This window comes from Pseudoalteromonas sp. APC 3355 (assembly GCF_030407615.1).
Lineage (GTDB): Bacteria > Pseudomonadota > Gammaproteobacteria > Enterobacterales > Alteromonadaceae > Pseudoalteromonas > Pseudoalteromonas distincta.
The window spans coordinates 357,823-366,793 of the sequence record NZ_JASDDB010000003.1 but is presented as its reverse complement, the minus strand read 5'-3'; the positions used below and the strand labels follow the sequence as shown (position 1 = coordinate 366,793).

Genomic DNA, 8,971 nt, shown 5'->3' with positions numbered 1-8,971 from the left:
TGAACGCACAAAGAGAAGAAAAAGAGGAGTAAATGAGCAGACAAAGTCCATTTGTTTAAGTTATATGATATTTCACCACCGAGGCGCTGTGCGCTACACAGAGAAAACACGAGTAATCTTAGTCACTGCTCCTTGTTTTCTCCTTTACTTCTCGGTGGTGATTTAATTACTTGTTTACTAATGCATCCGACTAAATGTAAAAGCGATGCTTTTAAACGCCAGCAAGCTGCGCGTCTACAGGTGCTTATACTCAAGTTAGAGTATGGTCTGTAGAAGGTGACTTATTTACTAATGCATCCGATTAAATATAAAAGCGGTGCTTTTAAACGCCAGCAAGCTGCGCATCTACAAGTGTTTATACTCACGTTAGAAGTGTAGTTTTTAACCTTTAAAACTATTATTTTTAACTGTTTGTGATGGATTTTCACCAAATAGTTGCGTGTAATCTTTAGCAAATTGTCCCGCATGCCAAAATCCCCAATTGGCTGCTATTACTGAAATGGGCTTATCTTGGTTTGGTTTTTTTAGTTCCCGCCTTACATTATTTAAACGTGTTAAACGTAAAAACCGCAAAGGGTTAATTCCTAAAATACTCTCAAAACTATATTGAAGTGTGCGCCTACTTACAAAAGCAAGCTCGCACAGCTCGGTTATGGTTATTGGGTTTTGTGGATTTGTGGCCACGTAATCTTTTACTTTATCTACTACGGCTTTTCGGTGTTTGTAACTTGGCGCAATATTTTGTTGTGGATTATCTGCCTGTAATAAGTGTAGTGCCAACATGTTTAGCATATCTTGTTGCGATTCGGTTTTAAGTCCAAAGCCCTTGCCTACAACCATGCTATTAATTATTTGCCTTGCCGTTTGCAATGATGAGTTACTCACCGATAAGCGAGCTGATTGGGCAGATGATAGGTTTTTCAATGTTACGCCTTGTAGCTGCGCCATATATTCAATTGAATTCCAATCGATTACCAAACCATAAATATTAAATTGCTCAGGGGTTATCAGCTCAAAGTCATTATCACTTGTACGGCACATAAATTGATTACTTGCCACACTTAAACCATTAATTTTACTTTGCTGCGACTGACAAGGAATGCCAAGCCAAACCGAATTAGGGGCTATGTTACATTGCTGACGAAGCGCTCGCTCAGTGTATTCTTTAAACACATGAATATTGGCGTAATCCGTTTCTTCAATACAACCATAAAAGCTGCCGTCGCTCATTTGATCGTATTTTTGCTGCCATTGAGTAAGGCTATACGCTTGCTCGTCTATATCGTGTGTTTGCACCTTGCTCTTTAGTGGTGCGCTGAAGCTACTTTGCTGCGCCATATCGGGGATGCTCTTTTTCGTTACACTTTCATTATGCTTAAGTTAACACCGCTTTGCGTGTGTAACCAATTGAATTGGATTAATAAATAATCTTTTGCCGAAATTCGATAGTTACTTGGTACAAAATAAGCTGTCTTGTAACTATTCAATATTGATTTATAGCTAAAGATGCAGCAAAACCTATACCAAGGTTGATCATATTAGTTATGTGGAGTAAATCATGGGGCAAGCGTACAGTTACACTTTAGGTACACATACTTATAAATTCAAGAACTTAGCCCAGTTAATGGCTAAAGCTACACCGCAGCGTTCGGGTGATCGCTTAGCGGGCGTAATTGCACAATCAGCACAAGAACGTGCTGTGGCACAAATGACATTGGCCGATGTACCTCTTAAAACATTTTTAAATGAGGTACTTATTCCCTACGAAGATGACGAAATTACACGCTTAATTATTGACGAGCACGATGCAAATGCCTTTATGGCTATTGCACATTTAACCGTAGGCGATTTTCGTAATTGGCTTTTAAGTGACTTTGCAACACCTGCTGTACTTGCAAGTATAAGGCAAGGTATTACGCCCGAAATGGCTGCTGCAGTTAGCAAAATAATGCGCAATCAAGATCTCATATTAATTGCTAAAAAGTGCCATGTTACGAGTGCTTTTAGAAATACTATTGGCCTCCCCGGGCATTTATCTACACGTTTACAACCAAATCACCCAACTGACGATATTAATGGTATTGCTGCATGCATGCTTGATGGTTTGCTATACGGTAATGGCGATGCAGTAATAGGTATAAACCCAGCAACCGATAACGTTGCCCAAGCCATTAAATTAATGACGTTAATGGATGATGTTATTCAAAAGTACGCCATACCAACCCAAAGTTGCGTACTCACCCATGTTACTAACACCATTGAATGTATAGAAGCTGGCGCACCAGTTGATTTAGTATTTCAGTCGATTGGTGGCACAGAGGCTACTAATTCAAGTTTTGGTTTTAATTTAAATACCTTAGCTGAAGCGCAAGATGCCGCTTTGAGTTTAAAGCGTGGCACTGTTGGCAATAATGTGATGTATTTTGAAACTGGGCAAGGCAGTTCGCTTTCAGCAAATGCGCATCATGAGCTTGATCAGCAAACGTGCGAAGCTCGCGCTTATGCAGTTGCTCGTAAGTTTAACCCGTTACTGGTAAATACCGTGGTGGGGTTTATTGGCCCTGAATATTTGTTTGATGGTAAAGAAATTACCCGAGCAGGACTTGAGGATCACTTTTGCGCTAAGTTACTAGGCATACCGATGGGATGCGATGTGTGTTACACCAATCATGCAGAGGCTGATCAAAACGATATGGATAACTTGCTTACGCTATTAGGTGTTGCTGGTTGCTCGTTTGTAATGGGAATACCTGGCTCTGACGATATAATGCTTAATTACCAAACTACGTCGTTTCATGATGCATTATATGTTCGCCGTGTACTTGGCTCCAGACCTGCCCCCGAGTTTGAAGCATGGCTAAGCAAAATGAAAATAATGCAAAGCACTTCCGATATTACACTTTCAGATACCTTGCCTCCCGCTTTTGCTAAACCTCTGAGTGCAATTACTGGAGGTGGTTCATGAAATCACGTTCAAAACAGAACAGTCCTTTAGATGACTCAGTAAACGAGCATAAGAATAACGGTAATGTAGTGCATAACCCTTGGAGTGATTTACGCCGTTTTACCGACGCGCGTATTGGGCTTGGGCGTGCGGGTATAAGTTTGCCAACCTCAGAAATGCTGGCTTTTCAGCTATCTCATGCACAAGCGCGCGATGCAGTGAGTTTTCCGCTTGATATTAACGAAATGACTGATCAACTAGGCAGTATTAGCGTATTAAAAGAGGTTGCCCCTCCCCTGCATTTACAAAGCCAAGCAGTTGACAGGGTTACTTACCTTCAGCGACCCGATTTAGGCCGCAAGCTTGATGAAAATGGTAGGCAAATACTTCTCAGCTATATGAATAAACAAAAGCACACTACACAGGCTAAATACGATTTAGCGATTGTAGTGGTTGATGGACTCTCCTCGTTGGCGGTACAAAAAAATGCATGCCCATTTATAACAGAGCTATTAGCGCACCTTACAACAGACAAGCAATTTAAAATTGCCCCCATTACTTTGGTTGAGCAAGGGCGAGTAGCAATTGGCGACGATATAGGTGAGTTGCTAAATGCGCAGGTGGTTATGGTGTTAATAGGAGAGCGCCCAGGACTTAGTTCGCCAGATAGCCTTGGCTTGTATTTAACATGGGAGCCTAAAACAGGACTTAACGATGCATGTCGTAATTGCATATCAAATATTCGCCCAGCAGGCCTACCTTATACAGAAGCGGCTAGGCGTGCGCTGTACTTATTACGTGAAGCTAAAAAACTAAAACTAACTGGGGTTAATTTAAAAGACCGTACACAAGATGATGTAATTGAGCATCAGGTTTCAACCACTAACTTTTTAATTGCTGAGTAATTTTAATTAAAAACACGTGAAATAAAACAATAAAAACTAAACATCAACGGAGAAGGGTTATGTCTACTAATAATACAGAGTACCTTGCTAAAAGACAGTTAAAACGGGGTACTGCGGGGTGGTTATTACTCGCAGGTTTGGGTGTGTCGTATGTAATATCGGGTGACTTTGCAGGTTGGAACTTTGGTATTGCCGAAGCGGGTTGGGGTGGCTTTGCCATTGCTGCAGTGTTAATGGCAGTTATGTATTTGGCGCTGGTATTGTCGCTTGCTGAAATGTCAGCTGCAATACCTGCAGCAGGCGGTGGTTATAGTTTTGCGCGCCAAGCTATGGGACCAGCAGGAGGCTATTTAACCGGGCTTGCGGTATTAATTGAATACGCTTTAGCGCCCGCTGCTATTGTTATTTTTATAGGCTCTGCAGTTGAAGCCCTCACTGGGTTTAATGGACCATGGGTATATGCATTATTTTACTTACTATTTGTGGGAATTCATTTAGCAGGCGTAGGAGAAGCACTTAAAGTAATGATGGTAATAAGTGGTTTAGCAGTATTAGCTATTATTGCAACGGCTTTTGTTTTAATTACAAATTTTGATGCATCACGCTTATTTGACGTCCCCGTAACTGATGCAGTGGGAGCCAGTGAGTTTTTACCTTTAGGTTGGTACGGGGTTTGGGCTGCATTACCGTTTGCCATGTGGTTATTTTTAGCGGTAGAAGGTGTACCGCTTGCTGCAGAAGAGGCAAAAGATCCCGCTAAAGATGTGCCAAAAGGCATTATTGGTGCAATGATCTTTTTGTTATTTACTGCTTTTTTAGTTGTTGTTTTAGTGCCTGGCGCTGGCGGTGCTGCTGCAATGGGCGCAAGTGCTGTACCTTTGGTTGATGCATTAAATGCATCGGGTAGTGAGGGCTTAGCAACTGTAGTAAATATATTAGGGCTTGCGGGTTTAGTTGCTTCGTTTTTCTCTATTATTTATGGTTATAGTCGCTTAGTGTTTGCTTTATCTAGAGCCGGATATTTATCGCGTTCGTTGTCGATTACGACTAATCGCAAAGTGCCAGCACGTGCGTTGATTGTACCTGCCGTATTTGGTTTTTTAGTATCACTTAGTGACGAGGGTGATTTAATACTTGCAATGGCTGTAGTAGGTGCAACGGTATCGTATGCATTAATGGCACTGAGCTATATTTTGCTACGCGTTAAACAACCTGATTTACCTCGCCCGTATAAAACCCCTGGTGGTGTAATAACTTCAAGTATTGCTTTAGTGCTTTCGCTTATAGCATTAACCGGTGTGTATGCGTTCGACCCTCGTGCATTTTTATACACTATGATGCTGTTTATTGTGGGCGCCGTATATTACTTTGGCTACAGCTCCAAACACTTAGTTGCTAAAAGCGCTGATGAAGAGTTTGCAATGTTGGCAGATGCAGAATCTGATTTAGAAATGGCTAAGTAAATATTAATAGTTATTATAAGTGAGGCTAGCCCTCACTTATATTTTTATACAAGCAACACGGTGTAAAAATAGTGCCTGCATGTAAACATCAAGCCCCTTCTCTACTTTATTAATACCATTTAAAGCTAAAACTTTATGCTGCCGCGTAGTGCTTTGTTTTGCCCATGTTTGGTTTTTTTGTCCATGCGCTTTCGCTGTGAATTACGGCTGGGCTTGGTGGCTCGACGCGCTTTATTAACTACCGTAGCACTAAGAATTAAATCCTTTAAACGCTTAAGGGCATCTTCTCGATTTAGCTCTTGGGTACGGTGGCTTTGCGCTTTAATGATTAAGACGCCGTCTTTGGTAATTCTTGTATCATTTAAGGCAAGTAAGCGTTCTTTGTAGAAGTCAGGTAATTTAGAGCGGTTAATGTCAAAACGTAAATGAATTGCACTTGCGACTTTATTAACATTTTGACCACCGGCACCTTGCGAACGAATAGCTGTGAGCTCTAGTTCCCATTCATCGATAGTGACAGTATTTGAAATTGTTAACATTGTGTTCAGCTCTATTTGTCAAAAATACATTATATCATCAGTACATTAGCTTGTGGTGAATCAACTAAATTCTTAGAACTTAAATAAATTCTCATAAATTGTACTATAAATCAGCCAATATTTTATTTTGTGTTGGCAAGTGTTGCTTATTAGTTTCTAATTGGCACTACTTTAATACTAGGAAATGCTCAATGAAAAAAATACTTGTATCACTTAGCTTATTAGCGATGAGTTTCTCAAGCCTTGCAGAGGATATTAACGAAGGTCAACTTCAAAGCTATATGAAAGCACTGCCAGCTGTAACGAGCTGGGCAAGCAGCCAAGAGTCGTTAAAAGACTTAGATTTAGCAAGTATGCTAGGTGGTTCTGCAGATCAAAGTGTTGGCGAACAAAGCTCTTTAGCTAACAGTGCATTAAGCATGATTAAAGAACAAGACCTATACAAAAGCTTTGCGAGTGTGACAAACCGTTACGGTTTTACGCCAGAGCAGCTAGTAACTGTAGGTTCTGAAGTATCAATGGCTTATATCGAAAATCTTAAGTCGGGCCTTTCGGCTGATAATCAAGAAACTGCTAATAAAGTAATGAGCGGTTTTCAAAGTATGAAAAGTGCTAAAGATAAAGGCGCTAGCTCATTAATGGGTTCGTTTGGTAAGTCATCAAGCGCAGCTGAGGAGTCTACAGAATCTTTAGTAAGCGAAAACAACCTTGAACTTGTGAGCGAATATATGCCACAACTACAAAAGCTTTTTGCACTTTTATAAGTTTTATTGCTTTAAAAAAGCGGGCTTATCTAGCCGTGAAATTAAAACGCATAAAAAACGGGGGAGTATTCAATACTCCCCCGTTTTTATTTAGCGTACAGATTATTTAAGATCGAACCTGTCTGCGTTCATTACTTTTACCCATGCATTTACAAAGTCATGTACAAAACGTTCTTTATTATCGTCTTGTGCATAAAACTCACTTAGGGCACGTAAAATAGAGTTTGAACCAAACACTAAATCTACGCGTGTGGCAGTCCATTTAATGGTGCCTGTTTTGCGCTCAACAATATTATATATACCTGGCTCTAGTGGCTTCCAGTTGTTGGCCATGTCGGTTAGGTTTACAAAAAAGTCGGTAGATAGCGTGCCTACATTATCAGTAAATACACCATGTTTAGTGCCTGCGTAGTTTGTGCCTAGTACACGCATGCCGCCCATAAGTGCAGTCATTTCTGGTGCTGTTAAGCCCATTAATTGGCTGCGCTCTAGTAATAACTCTTCGGCTGATACTGCGTAATCTTTTTTCAGCCAGTTTCTAAAGCCATCGTGAATTGGTTCTAGTACATCAAACGATTCTGCATCAGTCATTTCGTCTGTTGCGTCCCCTCGTCCTGGTGCAAATGGTACTGTTACATTAACACCGGCTTGTTTTGCCGCTTGTTCAACAGCCGCTGTGCCACCTAATACGATTAAATCGGCCATGCTTACTGGTTTAGATAAACCCGCTTGTACTTTTTCAAGGGCACCAAGCACACTTGCTAAGCGCTCTGGCTCATTACCTTGCCAATCTTTTTGTGGTGCTAGACGAATACGTGCGCCATTTGCGCCACCGCGTTTATCAGAACCACGATACGTACGCGCACTATCCCACGCTGTATTTATTAAATCACTCGCGCTTACACCGCAATCAAGTAGCTGTGCTTTTAAGCTTGTGATTTCATCGTCTGATAATGTGTAATCAACTGCTGGAATTGGATCTTGCCAAATTAGGTCTTCGCTTGGTACATCTTTACCTAAGTAACATGCTTTAGGACCTAAATCGCGGTGAGTTAGCTTAAACCATGCGCGTGCAAATACATCAGAGAAGTATTCAAAGTCGTTATAAAAACGCTCAATAATTTTACGGTACGCAGGGTCCACTTTCATGGCCATATCGGCATCGGTCATCATTGGGTTTAAACGAATTGATGAATCTTCTACATCTACTGGTTTGTCTTCTTCTTTAATATTTACAGGTTCCCACTGATGAGCGCCAGCTGGGCTTTTTGTTAATTCCCATTCGTAATTTAAAAGTAAATGGCAGTATCCGTTATCCCATGTTGTTGGGTGTGTGGTCCATGCGCCTTCAAGGCCTGAAGTTACAGTATGACGACCAAAGCCGCCTTCTTTGGTGCTGTTCCAACCTAAACCTTGCTCGTGTACATCAGCAGCTTCAGGCTCTGGGCCTAAATGCTCTGCTTTACCATTACCGTGAGTTTTACCCACTGTATGGCCGCCCACTGTTAATGCTGCGGTTTCTTCGTCATCCATTGCCATGCGAGCAAATGTTTCACGTACATGAGCCGCTGTTTTAAGAGGATCTGGTATACCATTAACACCTTCCGGATTAACGTAAATTAGGCCCATTTGTACTGCGGCTAATGGATTTTCCATTGTGTCTGGTTTTTCTACATTGTCGTAGCGCTCATCACTTGGTGCTAACCATTCTTTTTCAGCTCCCCAGTAAATATCTTTTTCTGGATGCCAAATGTCTTCACGGCCGCCCGCAAAGCCATAAATTTTTAGGCCCATTGATTCGTATGCCATGTTACCTGCAAGAATAAATAAATCGGCCCATGAGAGTTTGTTACCGTATTTTTTCTTAAGTGGCCATAAAAGTCTGCGTGCTTTATCTAAGCTTGCGTTATCTGGCCATGAATTTAAAGGCGAGAAACGTTGGTTACCAGTACTTGCGCCACCACGACCATCAGATAAACGGTACGTACCCGCTGAGTGCCATGCCATACGAATCATTAAACCACCGTAATGGCCCCAATCGGCAGGCCACCAATCTTGGCTGTCGGTCATAAAGGTTTTTAAGTCGGCTTTTACTTCGTCTAAATCTAGAGATTTAAATTCTTCTGCGTAGTTAAAATTAGTACCGTATGGATTTGATTTAGTATCGTGTTGATGAAGAATGTCTAAGTTGAGTGTGTTTGGCCACCAATCGGTGTTTACTTTAGAAACAACTGAATTACTACCGTGCATAACAGGGCATTTACCCGCTGTTGGCTTGCTCATTGTGAAATCCTTAAAATAGAAAAGTAAAATACTTAAACAATCAGTATTATTGCTTATGTGTTTATAACTTTTT

Annotated in this window: 7 protein-coding genes; 4 read left to right on the top strand and 3 right to left on the bottom strand. The window is 41.1% G+C overall.

Annotation, left to right across the window (positions count from 1 at the left end; genetic code table 11):
* Window positions 1–381 precede the first annotated feature (381 nt).
* Window positions 382–1,338 (bottom strand): helix-turn-helix domain-containing protein, encoded by a 957-nt coding sequence (locus tag QMA08_RS08035; protein WP_290174140.1) that lies wholly within the window; start codon window positions 1,336–1,338, stop codon window positions 382–384.
* A gap of 220 nt (window positions 1,339–1,558) precedes the next feature.
* On the opposite strand from QMA08_RS08035, the gene QMA08_RS08030 reads away from it, so the two are divergent.
* Genes QMA08_RS08030 through eat form a run of 3 tightly spaced genes read left to right on the top strand, consistent with a single transcriptional unit; the run spans window position 1,559 to window position 5,312 of the window.
* The gene (locus QMA08_RS08030) at window positions 1,559–2,965 is read left to right on the top strand and encodes an ethanolamine ammonia-lyase subunit EutB (protein ID WP_290174139.1); all 1,407 of its coding nucleotides are present in this window, start codon (window positions 1,559–1,561) and stop codon (window positions 2,963–2,965) included.
* Window positions 2,962–3,849, top strand: coding sequence for an ethanolamine ammonia-lyase subunit EutC (gene eutC, locus QMA08_RS08025; protein WP_290174138.1), 888 nt, complete (start codon window positions 2,962–2,964; stop codon window positions 3,847–3,849). The genes QMA08_RS08030 and eutC overlap by 4 nt, the downstream gene beginning before the upstream one ends.
* Before the next feature lie 59 nt (window positions 3,850–3,908).
* Window positions 3,909–5,312, top strand: a complete 1,404-nt coding sequence (eat, locus tag QMA08_RS08020; protein WP_290174137.1) for an ethanolamine permease — start codon at window positions 3,909–3,911, stop codon at window positions 5,310–5,312.
* Window positions 5,313–5,437: 125 nt separating this feature from the next.
* Here the strand turns inward: eat and arfB are convergent, their stop codons facing one another.
* Window positions 5,438–5,851, bottom strand: coding sequence for an alternative ribosome rescue aminoacyl-tRNA hydrolase ArfB (arfB, locus tag QMA08_RS08015; protein ID WP_002959105.1), 414 nt, complete (start codon window positions 5,849–5,851; stop codon window positions 5,438–5,440).
* A 191-nt stretch (window positions 5,852–6,042) separates the two neighbouring features.
* Between arfB and QMA08_RS08010 the strand changes: the two genes are divergently transcribed.
* Window positions 6,043–6,615, top strand: a complete 573-nt coding sequence (locus QMA08_RS08010; RefSeq protein ID WP_290174136.1) for a short-chain dehydrogenase — start codon at window positions 6,043–6,045, stop codon at window positions 6,613–6,615.
* Between the two features lie 102 nt (window positions 6,616–6,717).
* On the opposite strand, the gene katG is transcribed toward QMA08_RS08010, so the two are convergent.
* Window positions 6,718–8,898, bottom strand: coding sequence for a catalase/peroxidase HPI (gene katG, locus QMA08_RS08005; protein ID WP_290174135.1), 2,181 nt, complete (start codon window positions 8,896–8,898; stop codon window positions 6,718–6,720).
* Window positions 8,899–8,971 lie beyond the last annotated feature (73 nt).